General features: G+C 66.5%; 18 protein-coding genes. 11 read left to right on the top strand and 7 right to left on the bottom strand.

Translation table 11 applies throughout. The annotated features are described in order from the left end of the window. Positions 1 to 68: 68 nt before the first annotated feature. The gene (gene cynR, locus L6D75_RS23605; RefSeq protein ID WP_176517570.1) at positions 69 to 1,004 is read left to right on the top strand and encodes a transcriptional regulator CynR; all 936 of its coding nucleotides are present in this window, start codon (positions 69 to 71) and stop codon (positions 1,002 to 1,004) included. Here cynR and L6D75_RS23600 read toward each other — a convergent pair. After that, positions 952 to 2,106, bottom strand: a complete 1,155-nt coding sequence (locus L6D75_RS23600; RefSeq protein ID WP_176517569.1) for an MFS transporter — start codon at positions 2,104 to 2,106, stop codon at positions 952 to 954. The genes cynR and L6D75_RS23600 overlap by 53 nt on opposite strands. 329 nt (positions 2,107 to 2,435) lie before the next feature. Between L6D75_RS23600 and L6D75_RS23595 the strand changes: the two genes are divergently transcribed. Beyond that, positions 2,436 to 3,653 carry an amidohydrolase family protein gene (locus tag L6D75_RS23595; protein ID WP_176517568.1) on the top strand — a complete coding sequence of 406 codons (1,218 nt, stop codon included), beginning with the start codon at positions 2,436 to 2,438 and terminating at the stop codon, positions 3,651 to 3,653. Between the two features lie 36 nt (positions 3,654 to 3,689). Here the strand turns inward: L6D75_RS23595 and L6D75_RS23590 are convergent, their stop codons facing one another. From L6D75_RS23590 to L6D75_RS23570, 5 genes are all read right to left on the bottom strand, one after another. Continuing rightward, positions 3,690 to 4,568, bottom strand: a complete 879-nt coding sequence (locus tag L6D75_RS23590; RefSeq protein WP_176517567.1) for a LysR substrate-binding domain-containing protein — start codon at positions 4,566 to 4,568, stop codon at positions 3,690 to 3,692. Positions 4,569 to 4,571: 3 nt separating this feature from the next. Continuing rightward, the gene (locus L6D75_RS23585) at positions 4,572 to 5,210 is read right to left on the bottom strand and encodes a LysE family translocator (protein WP_176517566.1); all 639 of its coding nucleotides are present in this window, start codon (positions 5,208 to 5,210) and stop codon (positions 4,572 to 4,574) included. A gap of 77 nt (positions 5,211 to 5,287) precedes the next feature. Continuing rightward, positions 5,288 to 5,926 carry a dihydrofolate reductase family protein gene (locus L6D75_RS23580; protein WP_176517565.1) on the bottom strand — a complete coding sequence of 213 codons (639 nt, stop codon included), beginning with the start codon at positions 5,924 to 5,926 and terminating at the stop codon, positions 5,288 to 5,290. A 37-nt stretch (positions 5,927 to 5,963) separates the two neighbouring features. Next, complete coding sequence (locus tag L6D75_RS23575; protein WP_176517564.1) at positions 5,964 to 6,893, bottom strand: malate dehydrogenase; 930 nt, start codon at positions 6,891 to 6,893, stop codon at positions 5,964 to 5,966. 117 nt (positions 6,894 to 7,010) lie between these two features. Then, on the bottom strand, positions 7,011 to 7,742 hold the full coding sequence (locus tag L6D75_RS23570) for an SDR family oxidoreductase (protein ID WP_176517563.1): 732 nt from the start codon (positions 7,740 to 7,742) through the stop codon (positions 7,011 to 7,013). Between the two features lie 122 nt (positions 7,743 to 7,864). Between L6D75_RS23570 and L6D75_RS23565 the strand changes: the two genes are divergently transcribed. From L6D75_RS23565 to L6D75_RS23535, 7 genes are all read left to right on the top strand, one after another. Beyond that, positions 7,865 to 8,662 carry a LysR family transcriptional regulator gene (locus tag L6D75_RS23565; protein ID WP_176517562.1) on the top strand — a complete coding sequence of 266 codons (798 nt, stop codon included), beginning with the start codon at positions 7,865 to 7,867 and terminating at the stop codon, positions 8,660 to 8,662. A 61-nt stretch (positions 8,663 to 8,723) separates the two neighbouring features. Then, a complete protein-coding gene (locus L6D75_RS23560) occupies positions 8,724 to 9,146 on the top strand; it encodes a nuclear transport factor 2 family protein (protein ID WP_176517561.1) in 423 nt (140 codons plus the stop codon). Then, complete coding sequence (locus tag L6D75_RS23555) at positions 9,143 to 9,895, top strand: SDR family NAD(P)-dependent oxidoreductase (protein ID WP_176517560.1); 753 nt, start codon at positions 9,143 to 9,145, stop codon at positions 9,893 to 9,895. The genes L6D75_RS23560 and L6D75_RS23555 overlap by 4 nt, the downstream gene beginning before the upstream one ends. 6 nt (positions 9,896 to 9,901) lie before the next feature. Beyond that, positions 9,902 to 11,149: an NAD(P)/FAD-dependent oxidoreductase gene (locus L6D75_RS23550; RefSeq protein ID WP_176517559.1), complete on the top strand. Its 1,248-nt coding sequence runs from the start codon at positions 9,902 to 9,904 to the stop codon at positions 11,147 to 11,149. Beyond that, positions 11,146 to 11,958, top strand: coding sequence for a DUF1365 domain-containing protein (locus L6D75_RS23545; protein WP_176517558.1), 813 nt, complete (start codon positions 11,146 to 11,148; stop codon positions 11,956 to 11,958). Before L6D75_RS23550 ends, L6D75_RS23545 begins: the two co-directional genes overlap by 4 nt. Further along, positions 11,933 to 13,192 carry an SAM-dependent methyltransferase gene (locus L6D75_RS23540; protein ID WP_176517557.1) on the top strand — a complete coding sequence of 420 codons (1,260 nt, stop codon included), beginning with the start codon at positions 11,933 to 11,935 and terminating at the stop codon, positions 13,190 to 13,192. The genes L6D75_RS23545 and L6D75_RS23540 overlap by 26 nt, the downstream gene beginning before the upstream one ends. Positions 13,193 to 13,194: 2 nt before the next feature. Then, complete coding sequence (locus L6D75_RS23535) at positions 13,195 to 13,683, top strand: DUF2878 domain-containing protein (protein ID WP_176517556.1); 489 nt, start codon at positions 13,195 to 13,197, stop codon at positions 13,681 to 13,683. Between the two features lie 99 nt (positions 13,684 to 13,782). Here L6D75_RS23535 and L6D75_RS23530 read toward each other — a convergent pair whose 3' ends face one another. Next, the gene (locus L6D75_RS23530; RefSeq protein ID WP_176517555.1) at positions 13,783 to 14,340 is read right to left on the bottom strand and encodes a YdeI/OmpD-associated family protein; all 558 of its coding nucleotides are present in this window, start codon (positions 14,338 to 14,340) and stop codon (positions 13,783 to 13,785) included. 112 nt (positions 14,341 to 14,452) lie between these two features. Here L6D75_RS23530 and hutC point away from each other — a divergent pair, with 112 nt between their 5' ends. Both hutC and L6D75_RS23520 read left to right on the top strand, forming a co-directional pair. Next, entirely contained in the window at positions 14,453 to 15,202 is a 750-nt protein-coding gene (gene hutC, locus L6D75_RS23525) for a histidine utilization repressor (protein WP_176517554.1), read from the top strand. 316 nt (positions 15,203 to 15,518) lie between these two features. Further along, positions 15,519 to 16,167: urocanate hydratase family protein (locus L6D75_RS23520; protein WP_476748325.1), on the top strand; the 649-nt coding region annotated here is incomplete at its 3' end.

Genomic DNA, 16,167 nt, shown 5'->3' with positions numbered 1-16,167 from the left:
CAGCGCATGGCATAAGGTAAAAGTCTCATTTATGATTAGGTACATCAGATAATCTTATGTGAGTAGCCATGCTTGCCCGCCACATCCAGTACTTCCTCGCGGTGGCCGAACACCTGAGCTTCACCCGCGCCGCCGCGGCCTTGCACGTGTCCCAGCCGGCCTTGTCGCAGCAGGTCCGGCAGCTGGAGGAAAGCCTGGGCGCGCAGTTGTTCGACCGCAGCGGGCGCACCACGCGCCTGACCGATGCCGGTGAGGTGTACCTGCGCTATGCCCGGCGGGCGGCGCAGGAGCTGGAGGAAGCCAAGCGCGCCATCCACGATGTCGGCGACCTCAGCCGCGGCGCGCTGCGCATTGCCGTGACGCCAACCTTCACCACCTACCTGGTAGGCCCATTGGTGGAGGCCTTTCACAGCCGTTACCCGCACATCACCCTGGATGTGCGCGAGCTGTCCCAGGAGCGCATGGAGGCGCTGCTGCTCGCCGATGGGCTGGATGTGGGGATCGCCTTCGAGCAGGTGCAGGCCCAGGACATCGAAGCCACCCCGCTGTTGGTGGAAACCCTGGCCCTGGTGGTCAACGACCGCCACCCCTTGGCCACGGCGCAGTCCGTCGGGCTGCAGGCGCTGAGCGCGCAATCGCTGATTCTGCTGGGCACCGAGTTCGCCACCCGCGAGCAGATCGACCGCTTCTGCCAGCAGCACGACATTCGCCCGCAGGTGCGGATGGAGGCCAACGCCATCAGTGCGGTGATCGAAATCGTGCGCAGGACGGCCCTGGCCACCCTGCTGCCCGCGACCATCGCGCTGGCCCATGAAGACCTGCTGGCCATTGCGCTGGACCCGGTGCGCCTGCAGCGCACCGCCGTGCTGATGCAGCGCCGGGGGGCTTACCAGAGCGCTGCAGCACGGGCCTTCATCGAACTGGCCAACGAGGTGGTGGGGGAACGCCTGTTCAGCAAGCGGCCTTGCCGCGCAGCGCCTTCGGCCCCGCGCCCAGGCACGTGACGGCAAACGCGACCACCAGCGCCGCCGTGCCCAGCACGAAGATCAGTTGCTGGTTGGAGCCTTCCACCAGCATGGCGATCAGCGCAGGCGTCACCGCCGCGGCGCCCATCAGGGTGATGCTGACCAGCGGCGTGAGCTTGCCGGTCGGGTCGTTGGTGGTGATCAGCGCCATGTAGTACGACAGCGACAGCACCCAGCCGAAGTTGATCAGCAGCAGCGCAACGCACAGCTGCGTCGGCGTGCGGGTGTGGCCGGTGAGCATGGCGATGGAGATGAACACCGCCACCAGGCCCACGGCGATCATCACCTGGCGGTTGACCCGCGCACCCAGAAGGCTCGGCAGCCCGGCCCCGGGCAAGCCGCCCAGCGCCGACAGGCCGAAGGCCCAGCCGATGTCCACGCCGTCAATGCCCTGGTCGCGTGCCAGCTGGTCGATGAAGCCCCACACGCAGTAGATGGCGATCTGCATGAACAGCATGCCCACCAGCGCCGTGCGCCCGGTACGCGCCGAGCCGCCCTGGGCCGGCGAGCCTTCGCCGCTGGCCAGCAGCGCTGCGGGGCGGCGCGGCAGGGCCAGGGCGGCGGCGCAGATCAACAGGTACCACAGGCCGAACGAGCACAGGGCCGTGACCGCCCCGCTCTGCGCGGCGAGCACCGGCAATGCGGCGGAAAACAGCGAGTACTCCGGGGTTTGCAGCAACAGCATCAGGCCGAACGAGCGGTCCTGGTTGGGCAGCCGGCCAAGGGTCGACACCGCGTAGGCATACACCAGCCCGGCGCAGGTGCCGGCCGCCAGGCGCACGGCCAGCAGCACGGTGTGGGTTTCGGCGAAGGCAGTGGCGATGCTCAAGGCCACGCACAGCAGGCCGACCAGCAGGCACAGGCTGCGCCCGCCATGGCGCTTCATCATGAGCGGGCACAACAAGGTGCCCAGGGTCATGCCGATCATCTCGACCGACACCACCCAGCCCTGCAGGTCCAGTGACAGGTTCAGGCGTTCCGTCAGCAAGCCCATGAAGATGGGCTGCACGCCACAGACGATGAATGAAGTGCAGGCAATGAAGATAAGGGCGGCGCGCAGGCGCCTGGAATCATTGATCATGAACAGATCCCCGAACACGGCTGTTTTGTTTTTATTGTGTGTGCCGACCGCGCCGCCAGTGCCGTAATAGACAGCTTGCAGGCCGGCTCGCGGTCAATCCTGGGGCCTGTTCGAAAGCTTGGAAAGTTAAATATCGAAATCGACTGCAGTGGGCTTTTTAATGCAGGCGAAGTTTGCCGGGCTGTATCCAGAAACGCACTGCAATCGATCCTGATAATTAATTTGTGAGGCACGGGCATCTTCCCTACCGTGTACCGCTACTGACAACCAAAGGGGCCAGCTCGCCTGGTGCGTACTGCCGAGCCGGCCCTGCTGCACAAGGGCCTCCCATGAACGACCGTGAGTTCATCAACGCCATCGACGCCGATGGCCTGCCACTGCACATCGCCGTGAAGAGCGGGCGCATCAGCCACCTCGGCGCGCAGCGCGCCGCCGAGCCGGCCCGCGAAACCATCGACCTCGAAGGCCTGCTGGCACTGCCAGGGTTCGTCGACGGCCATATCCACCTCGACAAAAGCTTCGTCGGCGACCGCTGGCACCCCCACCAGGTGGTCGCCAGCCTGCGCGAGCGCCTGGCCGTGGAAAAGCGCGAACTGGCCAGCGCCCCGCCGATCGTCGAGCGCGCCGAGGCGCTGATTCGCCAGGCCGCCTCGTTCGGCACCCTGGCCATGCGCTGCCATGTGGACGTGGACGCCACCACCGGCCTGGATAACCTGCGGGCCATCCTCCAGGCCCGTGAAACCTGCAAGGACCTGGTCGACATCGAGCTGGTGGCCTTCCCCCAGGCCGGCGTGGTGAGCTGCCCCGGCACCGCCGAGGTGATGGAGGCAGCCGTGCGTGAAGGGGTCCAGGTGGTCGGCGGCATCGACCCGACGACCCTGGACGGCGACGCCGAGGGCCAGCTCGACATCGTCTTCGGCATCGCCGAGCGCCATGGCGTGAAGGTCGACATCCACCTGCACGAGCCCGGCGACATCTGCATCGCCCAGCTCGAACGCATCGCCGCGCGCACCCAGGCACTGGGCATGCAAGGGCTGGTCGCGGTCAGCCATGCCTATGGCCTGGGCGACGTCAGCGACAGCGTGGTCGACCGCACCGCCCAGGTGCTGGCCAAGGCCGGTGTGTCGATCATGACCAACGCGCCGGGCGAGCACGCCTTCCCACCGGTGCTGCGCCTGCGTGCCGGTGGCGTGCGGGTGTTCACCGGCAACGACAACATCCAGGACGCCTGGTGGCCCTACGGCAACGGCGACATGCTGCAGCGGGCCATGCTGGTGAGCTACCGCTCGGGCTTCAACACCGACGAGGAACTGCGCGTGGCGCTGCACATGGCGACCGAGGCCAGTGCCGGCGTGATGGGCAAGCAGGACTACGGGCTGAAGGTCGGCAACGAGGCGAGTTTCGTGCTGTTCAAGGCGCCGAATGCGGCCGCGGCGGTGGCGGCGGCGCTGCATGAACGGGTGATCGTGCGCCGTGGCGCGTTCTGGGGCGGGCCTGCGGTGCTGCAGTTGCAGGCAGCGCAATTCGCCCAGGAACTGCGCCGCTGAAAACGGCCAGCGGGGGGCGCTTGCCGCCCCCCGGCACTACTCAGCCTCGGCCCTGAGAATCCCGATCAGGATATCGGCCAGCTCCTTGACCACAGGGTCCGCCGTGGGCCCATGGAAGATCGCCGCCTCGAACACCTTGATCGGCTTGAACCCCTCCTTTGCCCCCAGAATTCGATGCTCCGGCGTGACCACGCGCAGCGGCAGCAGGCTCACGCCCAGGCCATTGGCCACCGCTTCCTGGATGCCGGCCAGGCTCGAGCTGGTAAAGCCGATGCGCCAGCTGCGGCCCATGGCCTCGATGGCGTTGATCATGTCGTCGCGGTACAGCCCGCGCGGCGGGAAGGTGACCAGCGGGATCGGGTCCTGGGCGAAACACGGGTACTGGGCGCTGTCGAACCACTCGATGCGCTCCGGCTGGCAGGCATTGGCCTCGCGGCTGTGGCGCCGCTGCTTGACCAGCACCAGGTCCAGTTCGCCACGGTCGTAGGCGCTCATCAGGTCGCGGCTCAGGCCGCCGGTGATCTCCAGCTTGACCTTGGGGTTGCGCCGGTTGAAAGCCGCCAGCGCCTGCACGGTCTTGCCGGCGACAAAGTCGTCGGGCAGGCCGATGCGCACGGTGACCGTCACCCCACCCGACAAGGCTTCGCTCAACTGGTTGCTCACCGCCAGAAGGTGCCGCGCGTAGCCCAGCAGGGTCTCGCCGGCATCGGTGGGGTGCACTTCGCGGTTGCTGCGGTCGAGCAGCTGGTGCCCGACCATTTCTTCCAGGCGCCGTACCTTCTGGCTGACCGTCGACTGGGTGGAATGCAGGCGGGCGGCGGCGGTGGTGAAGCTGCCGCAGTCGGCCACCATCACCACGGCGCGGAGCATGTCCAGGTCGTAGATGGCGCGGTTGGGTTTTGCACTGTCGGTCATGGCTCAGGCCGTCTGCCGGCGCATGGCGAGGATCCCGGCCGCAAAGCCGATGAAGGTCACCCCCACGCCGCGGCTGACCCAGCGCGACCACTCGGGGCGCTGCAGCACGCCCTTGGCGCGCGAGGCCAGCGCGGCGTACAGGCTCAGCGACGACACCGAGAGCGTCATGAAAATCGCCGTCAGGATCAGAAACTGCGGGAACAAGGCGGCGCCCTGGTCGATGAACTGCGGGAACAGCGCCGTGAAGAACAGCGTCGCCTTGGGGTTGGACAGCGCGGTGAAGAATGCCGAGCGGTACAACTTGCGGCGCGTCGGCCTGCGGGCCTCCCCTGCGTGGATGTCGCCTGCCAGCAGCGGGCGTTTGTTCAGCAGCTGCTTCACGCCCAGGTACAACAGGTAACCGGCGCCGGCGATCTTCACCAGGTTGAACAGCCATTCGGAGCTGGCTAGCAACGCGCCCAGGCCCAGCATCGCGGCTGCCGACAGGCAGAACAGGCCACTGGCGTTGCCCAGCGAGGACCAGATCGTGCTGCGTTGGCCATGGGCCAGGCTGTTGTTGATCGCCATCAGTGTCGCAGGGCCGGGGCTGGCGATGGCAATCGCAGCGACCAGGGTGAAGGCCAGTAAGGTATGCGGGTCCATGGTTTGAGGCTCGTTCAGCGTTCGGAAAGGGCCGGTGCATGATGCCAGAAACTCACCGCCAGGGAGGACTGGCGGTTTCAGCCACGCACGTAGCGCAGGTGCGTGGCGTCTGGCGTGTGCAGGGCCTTGTCGATGCGAAACTGCGGGGCGGGGCCGTGCAGGTGCTCGAACAGGCGCCGGCCGCTGGCGAAGATGACCGGCGCCAGGGCAATCTCCAGTTCGTCGATGGCGTCGAGGTTCAGGTACTGCTGTATCACATCGGCGCCGCCCGAGATGCGGATGTCGCGGCCGCCCGCCAGTGCCCGGGCTTGCTCCAGCGCCTTGGCCGGGCCGTGGTTGAAGAAGTGGAAGGTGGTGCCGCCCGGCCGCACCCACGGCTCGCGCTGCTGGTGAGTGAGGACCAGCACCGGAGCGTGGAATGGCGCCTCTTCTGGCCAGCTGCGCTCGCCGGCATCGAACATGCGCTTGCCCATGATGTAGGCGCCGGCACGCTCCATGGTGCTGCGCAGCATGTCGTTGACCGGGCCGGTTTCGCCGCCTTTGGCGAACAGCAGGTGTTCGCGAAAGTACTGCTGCTTGAGAATCCAGCTCATGAGCGCGCCCCACTTGGCGCCCCAGTCCTTGTACTCGGGGTGGTCCCAGTGCTCGATGCTCATGCCTTCCGGTGCCATGTAGCCGTCAAGGCTCAGGCCGATGTTGACGAATACCTTGCTCATGGTTTGCCTCTTGTGTGGTGGGCATTGTGGGAGCGCTTTAGAGTGCCTTCATTTCGGCAATATCACGCGCGACCTGATCGGCCGAGTGGTCGAACATCGCCTGCTCCTGCGCATCCAGCGGCATTTCGATCACCCGGGCAATCCCTTGCCTGGCCAGCACGCAGGGCACACCCATGGCGATATCCGTGCGCCCGTATTCGCCCTCGAGGATCGCCACCGTCGGCAAGATGCGGTTGCGCCCATGGGCGATGGCATCGACCATCTGGGCAATCGCCACACCCGGTGCATCGCAGGCGCTGCCGACCTTCTTCAAGCCCAGGATCTCGCCGCCACCCTGGCGGGTGCGCTGCACGATCCGCTCGATCTGCTCGCTGGACAGAAACTGCGCCAGCGGCACCGAACCGACCGCGCAGTAGCGCATCAGCGGCACCATGCTGTCGCCGTGCCCGCCCAGCACCAGCGCGGTGATATCGCGTGCGGAAAAGCCGGTTTCCTCGGCGATGAAGCACTTCATGCGCGCGGTATCCAGCACCCCGGCCTGGCCGAATACCTTGTCGCGCTCCAGCCCGCTGACCGACCAGGCCCGGTAGGTCAGCACATCCACCGGGTTGGACACCACCAACAGCGTCGCAGCCGGCGCCTGGCGCCTGATATCCGCCAGGATGCCGTCGAGAATCGGCAGGTTGATGCTCAACACATCCTGGCGCGACTGGCCGGGCTTGCGTGGCACGCCCGCGGTGATCACCACCAGGTCGGCACCTTGCAGCATCTGCGCATCGGCCCCGCCCACCACCCGGGTATCGGAGCCCGACTCGATGGCCGCCTGCCAGATATCCAGCGCCTTGCCCTTGGCCAGTTCGCCCTGCACATCGAGCAACACCAGTTCATGGCACAACTCTTCCCGAGCGATGATCTGCGCCGCCGCCTCGCCCACCAGCCCGGCACCCACAATTGCTAGCTTGTTCATCGGTAACCTCCCGCGGCGCGCGAAACCCGCAGCACGCCCGCCTGTACAGGGAAGTATTGACCGCGCAAGCCAAAAGGCCACCCGCAGGTGACCTGAGGTCTTGCCGGCCGTGGTGCGTCAGGCCTGTTGCCGGGTCGCGCAGACCACGATCTCGCGCACGCACACCGACTGCGGCTGGCCATAGGCAAAGTCGATCACCTCGGCGATGTGCTCGGCGCTGAGCACCCCGCCCATCTCCTGCTTCCAGTCGTCGTAGCCGGCCTTGATGGCGTCGTCGGTGGTGTGGCTGAGCAGCTCGGTATCCACCGCCCCCGGCTCGATGGTGATCACCCGCACGTTGCTTGGCGCCAGCTCTTCGCGCAGGTTCTCGGACAACCCGGTGACCGCGAACTTGGTGCCGACGTAGGCCACGTGGTTGGGGAACGCCTTGCGCCCGGCCACGGAGCTGACGTTGATGATGGTGCCGCGCTTGCGCGCGACCATGCCGCCGGCCACCGCGTGGATGCCGTTGAGCAGCCCGCGCACGTTGACGTCGAGCATGCGGTCCCATTCGCTTGGGTCTTGCGTGGCGATGCTGCCCAGCAGCATCACCCCGGCATTGTTGATGATCGCGTCCACCGGGCCGAACTGCGCCTCGGCCTCGGCCACGGCAGCCAGCACCGCCGCCCGGTCGGTGATGTCCACGGCCAGGGCCAGGCTGTTGGGCAGTTGCAGCTGCTGCATCGGCGCCAGCCGACGGGCCAGCAGCAACAGCGCGTGGCCGCGGCCGGAGAGCAGCCTGGCGGTGGCCAGGCCGATACCGGAGCTGGCACCGGTGATGACGACCAGGGGTTTGTGGGTAGCGGTCATGGCAAGCGTCCTGTTATCCGAAATGTCTATGGGTAGGTAGCGCTGGCAGTATAGGAGCCAGTTCCAGGCACGAAAAATGGGATATTCTTTTGACAGCCATCGGCAACACTTATGGGTAAACCATGGATTATCGTCAGCTTCGCGCCTTCATCGCAGTCTTCGAGGCGCGCAACATCACCACCGCCGCGCGCACCGTTCACCTTAGCCAACCGGCCCTGTCCGGCAGCATCAAGGCGCTTGAGCAAGCCCTGGGCACCACGCTGTTCGTGCGCCAGGCCAGGGGCGTGGAGGTGACCGAGGATGCCCGCGCGCTGTACCCGGAGGCACAGCGCATGGTGGCCGATGCCGGCCGGTTGCTGACCCGCTTCAAGCACGACCGGGAACAGGCGCCGCTGCAGATCGGCGTCGAGCAGGACGTGGGCGCTGCGGTGCTGCGCCAGGTGGTGCAGGCGGCGGCGACCCTCAGCCCTGCGCTGCAGCTGCAGCTGGTTACCGGCTGCGCGGGCGCGGCGCGCCTGGCCAGCGAAGAACTGCGCTGCGAGGACGAACTGTTCCTGCCCCTGCACAGCGACCCTTTCGTGCTGGCGTCGCCGCAGGGGGGCGAGGCAAGGCGCTGGGTCACCTGCCCCGCGCAACCCAGCCACCAGCGCCTGCTGCCGTTCTACGACAGCCGCCCGGTGGCCGAAGCCGAGACCTTCGGCCTGGCCCTGGAGATGGTCGCCGCCGGCCTGGGCAGCGCCATCGTGCCGGCCTCGCTTGCCGCCGAACACCGCGAAGTGCGCAGCGAAGCGTTGCCGCAGCTGGACCTGCGCCGGCGCATCGGCCTGTGCTACTCAGCCCAGGCGCTGGCGCTCGAAGGGGTGATCCAGCTGCGTGATGTCCTGCAGGAGAAAATTGTACAAAACAGTTCTGCTGTATAGATTTATCCAGGCACCTGCACTATACCTTGTACAGAACCTTACTTTTGTACAGGTATTGTGCATGTCCGCCTTCCTGCAACGCTTCGTCGAACGCTTTGCCACGCTGGATACACACAATCTCGAGGTACTGGGCGACCTGTACAGCGCGGATGTAGCCTTCCGCGACCCTTTGCACCAGATCGACGGCCTCCCTGCCCTGCGCGCCTACTTCGCCCAGCTGTACGCCAACGTGTCCGAGGTGCAGTACCACTTCGAGGGCACCGACGAACTGGAGCCCGGCCACGGCTACATCCGCTGGACCCTGCACTACCGCCACCCGCGCCTGGCCGGCGGCAGGCGGATCAGCCTGCAGGGCTGCAGCCACCTGCGCTGGCACGAGCGGGTGCATTTTCACCAGGACTACTTCGACGCAGGCGCCCTGCTCTACGAGCATCTCCCGCTGATGGGCGGCGCGATCCGCTGGCTCAAGGGCCGGCTGGCATGAGCCGTTGCTGGCTGACCGGTGCCAGCAGCGGCATCGGCGCGGCCCTGGCGCTGCGCTTGCTGGAGCAAGGCCACCAGGTCGCCCTGGGCGCTCGCCAGGCACACAGCCTGGCAGCATTGGCCACGCGCTTTCCGGGCCAGGTATTGCTGGCGGTGGGTGACCTCGACCAGCCCGAGCAGGTGGCGCAGATTGCCGCACAGATCGAACAGGCATGGGGCGCGCTGGACCTGGTGATGCTCAACGCCGGCACCTGCGAGTACCTGGAGCCGGGGCAGTTCGACCCGGCCCTTGTCGAGCGAGTGATGCGCACCAACGTCAACGGCACCAGCCATTGCCTGGCCGCCGCCCTGCCCCTGCTGCGCCGTGGCCGGCAGCCGCACCTGGTGGTGATGGGCAGCTCGGTCAGCTGGCTGGCGCTGCCGCGCGCGGGCGCCTATGGCGCCTCCAAGGCGGCGCTGCGCTACCTGGTGGAATCGCTGCGCATCGACCTGGTCGGCGAAGGCATCGACGTTACCCTGGTCAGCCCTGGTTTCGTCGACACCCCGCTGACCCGCCGCAACGACTTCCCCATGCCGCAGCTGTGGAGCGCCGAACGCGCCGCCGCGCATATCCTCGCGCGCCTGCCCCGGCGCCCGCTGGAAATCGCCTTCCCCGGCGGCTTCACTCGCCTTCTGCGCCTGCTCGGCGCCCTGCCGCCGGCCTGGCGCCTGGCACTGGGCCGGCGCATCGCGCGCAAGCCCCAGGGTTAGCCCAGCATGCACATCGCCATCATCGGCACGGGCATCGCCGGCCTGACCTGCGCCCACCTCCTGTCACGCCGCCACCCGGTCACGGTGTACGAGGCCGAGCCGCGCCTCGGCGGGCATACCCATACCGTCGATGTGCAATGGCAAGGGCAGGCCTACGCGGTGGACACCGGCTTCATCGTCTACAACGACTGGACCTACCCGCACTTCATCCGCCTGCTGCAACAGCTGGGCGTGGCCAGCCGGCCGACCGAAATGAGCTTCTCGGTGCATGACCCGGCCACGGGCCTTGAGTACAACGGCCACAACCTGGACACCCTGTTCGCCCAGCGCCGCAACCTGCTGCGCCCTGGCTTCTGGGGGATGCTGCGCGACGTGCTGCGCTTCAACCGCCAGGCCCTGGCCGACCTCGACCAGCAGCGGATCGCCAGCGACACCACGCTGGGCGCCTACCTGCACCAGCAGCGCTACGGGCAGCGCTTCATCGACCAGTACATCGTGCCCATGGGCTCGGCGATCTGGTCGATGCCACGGGCCGACATGCTCGCGTTCCCCTTGCAGTTCTTCGTGCGCTTCTGCCGCAACCATGGCCTGCTGTCGGTCAGCCAGCGCCCGCAATGGCGGGTGATCGAAGGCGGCTCGCGGGCTTACCTGGCGCCGTTGTGCCAGCCGTTCGCCGAACGCATCCGGCTGGGCTGCCCAGTGCAGCGGGTGGAGCGCGACGCACAAGGGGTGCAGGTCAGCAGCGCAGCCGGCAGCGAGCGTTTCGACAAGGTGGTGTTCGCCTGCCACAGCGACCAGGCCCTGGCCCTGCTGGCGGCGCCCAGCGATGCGGAGCGGGCGATCCTCGGTGCCATCCGCTACGCCGCCAACGAGGTGCTGCTGCACACCGACCAGCGCCTGCTGCCACGCCGGCGCAAGGCCTGGGCCAGCTGGAACTATCGCCTGGGCAGCAGCCCGCAGGCGCCTGCCGCGCTCACCTACAACATGAACATCCTGCAGGGCATCGAGGCGCCGGTGACCTTCTGCGTCAGCCTCAACCAGAGCGCGTTGGTGGACCCGCAGCAGGTGCTGGCCCGCTTCCAGTACGCGCACCCGCAGTACAGCCTCGCCGCCGTTGCCGCCCAGGCCCGCCACGCCGAGCTGCAGGGCCCGCTGCACAGCTACTACTGCGGCGCCTACTGGGCCAACGGCTTTCATGAAGACGGCGTGCTCAGTGCGCTGAAGGTGGCCGAACACTTTGGAGAACAGCTGTGAACAGCAGCCTTTGCCACGGCTGGGTCAGCCACCGGCGCCTGGCCCCCAGGCCCCATGCGTTTGGCTACCGCATCGGCATGTTCTACCTGGACCTCGCCGAGCAAGCGCAACTGCCAGGCCTGAGCCGCTGGCTCGGGCGCTCGCGGTTGGCGCCGCTGTGCTGGCGGCAGACCGACTACCTGCCGGCCCTCACCCGCCAGGGCATGCCGCTGGCCGAGGCCGCGCGGCTGCTGGTCGGCCAGGCCACCGGGCAGGTGCCCGAAGGCGCCGTGCACCTGCTGACCCAGCCGCGCAGCTGGGGCCTGTCGTTCAACCCGGTGAGCGTGTTCTTCTGCCATGACCGCCACGGCCAGGTTGCCGCCGTGCTGCTGGAGGTGCGCAACACGCCCTGGCGCGAGCGCTTCCACTACGTGCTGCCGGTGCAGGGCGAGCTGGGCCAGCCCTTGAGCGTGGCCAAGGCCTTCCACGTCTCGCCGTTCCTGCCAGCGGACATGGACTACCACCTGCGCTTCGCCCTCGATGCCCAGCGCGTGCGCATCCACATGGAAAACTGGCGCGCCGGGCAAAAATGCTTCGAAGCCGACCTGGCCCTGCAGCGCCAGCCACTTTCGCGTGCCAGCCTGCAGCGTTACCTGCTGGCGTTCCCGTGGATGAGCCTGCGCACCGTCAGCGCCATCTACTGGCAAGCCCTGCGCCTGTTGCTCAAGCGCACCCCCGTACACGACCACTTCACCAGCCAGCACGACCTGGCGCTCGGCCAACCTGCCCGCGAGGAGCACGACCATGCCCGCACCGACCTTGAGCATTAGCAAATCGGCCGGCCTCGCGCCCCTGCTCGGCGGCCTGGCCCGGCACGCCGTGCTGGCGCAGCTGCGCCGCTTGCGCCACGGCCACCTGCGCTTGATCAGCCAGGGCCAGCAATGGACCTTCGGCGACGTCGCAAGCCCGCTGTACGCGGAAGTGGAGATCCTCGACAACGCCGCCTGGGGGCTGGTCGCCGGCAACGGCTCGATCGGCGCCGGCGAAGGCTACATCCACGGCTACTGGCGCAGCCCCGACCTTGCCGCCGTCACGCGCCTGTTCGTCGCCAACCTGGAGGTGCTCGACGCCATGGAGGGCGGCCTGGCTCGCCTGGCGCGCCCGCCGCTGCGCCTGCTGCACCGGCTCAACCGCAACAGCCGGCACGGCGCGCGGCGCAATATCCTGGCCCACTACGACCTGGGCAATGCGCTGTTCGAACGCCTGCTCGACCCCAGCATGATGTACTCCGCCGCACGCTTCGACAGCCCCGGGCAAACCTTGGAGCAGGCCCAGCGGCGCAAGCTTGAGCGCATCTGCCAGCAGCTCGAGCTCAAGCCTGATGAGCACCTGCTGGAAATCGGCAGCGGCTGGGGCAGCCTGGCCATCCACGCCGCCCTGGAATACGGTTGCCAGGTCACCACCACCACCCTTTCCGCCGCGCAACACACCTACACCTTGCAACGGGTCAAGGCCCTGGGCCTGGAGCAGCGGGTCACGGTGCTGCTGGAGGACTACCGCGACCTGTGCGGGCGCTTCGACAAGCTGGTGTCGATCGAGATGATCGAAGCCGTCGGCCACCGCTACCTGCCGGCCTTCTTCCGCCAGTGCGCGGCGCTGCTCAAGGACGACGGCCTGATGCTGCTGCAGGCCATCACCATCCGCGACCAGCGCTACGCCCAGGCCCGGCGCTCGGTCGACTTCATCCAGCGCTACATCTTCCCCGGTGGCGCCCTGCCCTCGTTAAGCGTGCTGCTCGACACCGCCAGCCGCCAGACCGCGCTGAACCTGGTGCACCTGGAAGATTTCGGCCAGGACTACAGCCGCACCCTGCGCCACTGGCGCGACAACCTGCGCCTGGCGCGCTCGGAGCTCACGGCGCTGGGCTATGACGAAACCTTCCAGCGCTTGTGGGAGTTCTACCTGTGCTACTGCCAGGGCGGTTTCGAGGAGCGCACCATCGGCGTGGCGCAGATGCTCTGGGCCGCGCCCCTGGCGCGCCGGGCGCCCCTGCCAGGCGCCTGAACATGGCCCGCGGCTGGCTGCTGGGCAATGCCCTGTGGCTGCAGGCCGGCTGGTGGGCCTGCGTGCTGGGCGCGCGGCAGCCGTGGCTGCTGTGGCTGGTGCTGGCGGGGCTGGTGGTGCACCTGTGCCTGTGCCCGAGCCTGCGCAGTGAGGTGCGGGTTTTGCTGTGGGTGGCCCTGGCCGGCTGCCTGCTCGACAGCGTGCTGGGCCTGTTGGGGGTGTTTCGCTTCGCACACGGGCCCTTGCCGTTGTGGCTGGCATTGCTGTGGCTGGTGCTGGCCAGCGGCTTGCGCCACAGCCTGGCCTGGGCCGGCCGACCGCTCTGGCGCGCCGCGTTGCTGGGCCTGCTGGGCGGCCCCTTGGCCTACCTCGCCGGAGCCAGGGTGGCGGGCATCGAGTTGCCATTAGGACCTTTGCTTACCGGGCTCATCCTCGCGCCAATCTGGATGCTGGTACTGCCACTGACCTTGCGCTTCGCAGCAAGAAGCTAGCCCAACCCCCAAAAGCTGGCACTATCTACTTTCTTTCTTGTGGGAGCGGGCTTGCCCCGCGAACACCGGCGCAGCCGGTGCCATCCACTGGGACCGCCCCTAGGCGTCATCTTCCGCCTCAGGCGCACGAAACGCCTTGCTGTAATAGCCCGACGAGTCAAAACAGCAAACGTGCTTCTTGCCGGATGCAAGCATGTCGCATGCATCCGCAATGCGCTTTGCGCGCGTCGCGGATTGCTTGGCCGATGTCATCCAATGAATCCAGTCCACCCGTGCGAGGGTGGTCGTACTGTTCCAAACCCGATGGGCCTCAGGCGTGGCTGTCAGGGCCTTTTGAAAATCTGCCGGGATATCAGGTTCGAGCTCCTGCTCCGCAGGCGCCAACTCCACTGTGACGGTATCCCCGATGGCTGCCTGTGCCGCTTCGAGCAATGCCGCACTGATCCGCAGCCAATGGCTCAGTTGACCATCCGGCTCCAGGGTTGCCTGAAACGGGCGCCCGTTGATCGTGCCTTCGACGCTCGTCCTTCCACGCCTCGGCAGTTTTGCACTGGCCTCTTTTGGCAGTACCACGAACGCCCACGAGGAATCGTCGCCGGGCTTTGCCGGGCGACGAAGCGTTGCTTCGAAGCGGGATGTCGCATCGGTTGCTGGCATTGCAACGCCTCCTATCACGACGCTACGTTCAGGGGTTTGCCCGCCATGGCGAGGAACCTGAAGTAAAGGTTAAACTGCTTCGCTAGTCACTCCCTCTCACCAGGAAAAAACAGTGCCCCAACCTGACGATCGTGCATCTTTGGCCGCATTTGCCCTAGAAAGCCCCGCCCCGCTTTATGCAAGAGTCAAAGACATCATCCTTCAACAGATCCGCACCGGCGTCTGGGGCCCCAACTTCAAGCTGCCCTCCGAGAGTGAGCTCTTCAACCAGCTGGGCGTCAGCCGGATGACCATCAACCGGGCCTTGCGCGAACTCACCATCGAAGGCGTGCTGGTGCGCCTGCAAGGCGTAGGCACTTTCGTGGCAGAGGTCAAAGGGCATGCCGCACTGTTTCAGATTCACGACATCGCCGAGGAAATCACCAAGCGCGGACACCTGCATCGCAGCGAAGTGGTCCGGCTCGAGGCGCTTGCAGAGCCGCTCCCCGCTTCGCTGCTGTTCTCCCTGGATGAGGTCGAGAACCTGTTCCACTCGGTGCTGGTGCACTACGAAAACGAAATTCCCGTGCAAATCGAGGAACGCTTCGTCAATGCCGACATCGCCCCCGATTATCTCAAGCAGGATTTCACCCGTATCACGCCGTTTGCCTACCTGATCCAGCTCGCGCCGCTGACCGAAGCCGAGCACATGGTGGAGGCCATCCAGGCAACACCCGCGGAGTGCAAACTGCTGCACATCAAACGCACCGACCCTTGTCTTCTCATCCGGCGTCGCAGCTGGTCGGGTAAAAGGCAAGTTGGCTGCGCTCGGCTGATCTATCCAGGCTCGCGCTACCGCTTGGAGGGCCGTTTCGGCCAGTAACCGCACTATCCTCCGGCAGGGTCATCGACTGAGCTTCGTCGATGACCGCGTGCGCATCGCGCTAGGCATCGATCAAAATTTTTTTTGACCTTCCGTCGTCAAACCCCGCTCACCCCTCTCTTTGACCGCTCTCCAATCAGTCGCAAGCCACTGAAAACAAAGCCAATTCTTTTTTATCCCGACGCAGATGAAACCTTTCACCTGGCATCAGGCACGTTGGCGCGCTCCATGTTGTATATACAGGTTGATATATGCTTGTATGTATAAGACTTAACAACGCCCACCTCTGCACTGCATTCATAAGAAGGAAACCGCCATGAAAGCTTCCCGATTCCGTGACACCGAAATCCGCGCCCCGCGTGGCAACAAGCTGACGGCCAAAAGCTGGCTGACCGAAGCGCCGCTGCGCATGCTGATGAACAACCTCGACCCGCAGGTCGCCGAAAACCCCAAGGAACTGGTGGTGTACGGCGGCATCGGCCGCGCCGCGCGCAACTGGGCCTGCTACGACAAGATCGTCGAGAGCCTGACTAACCTCAACGACGACGAAACCCTGCTGGTGCAGTCGGGCAAGCCGGTCGGCGTGTTCAAGACCCACGCCAACGCCCCGCGCGTGCTGATCGCCAACTCCAACCTGGTGCCGCACTGGGCCAACTGGGAACACTTCAACGAACTGGATGCCAAGGGCCTGGCCATGTACGGCCAGATGACCGCCGGCAGCTGGATCTACATCGGCAGCCAGGGCATCGTCCAGGGCACCTATGAAACCTTCGTCGAGGCCGGCCGCCAGCACTACGGCGGCAGCCTCAAGGGCAAGTGGGTACTGACCGCAGGCCTTGGCGGCATGGGCGGCGCCCAGCCACTGGCCGCGACCCTGGCCGGTGCCTGCTCGCTGAACATCGAATGCCAGCAGAGCCGCATCGACTTCCGCCTGGAAACCCGCTACGTCGACGAACAGGCCAGCG

The organism is Pseudomonas faucium, assembly GCF_021602585.1.
GTDB lineage: Bacteria > Pseudomonadota > Gammaproteobacteria > Pseudomonadales > Pseudomonadaceae > Aquipseudomonas > Aquipseudomonas faucium.
Note: the sequence above shows the minus strand (reverse complement) of the source record. Positions and strands in the feature narration are given on the sequence as shown.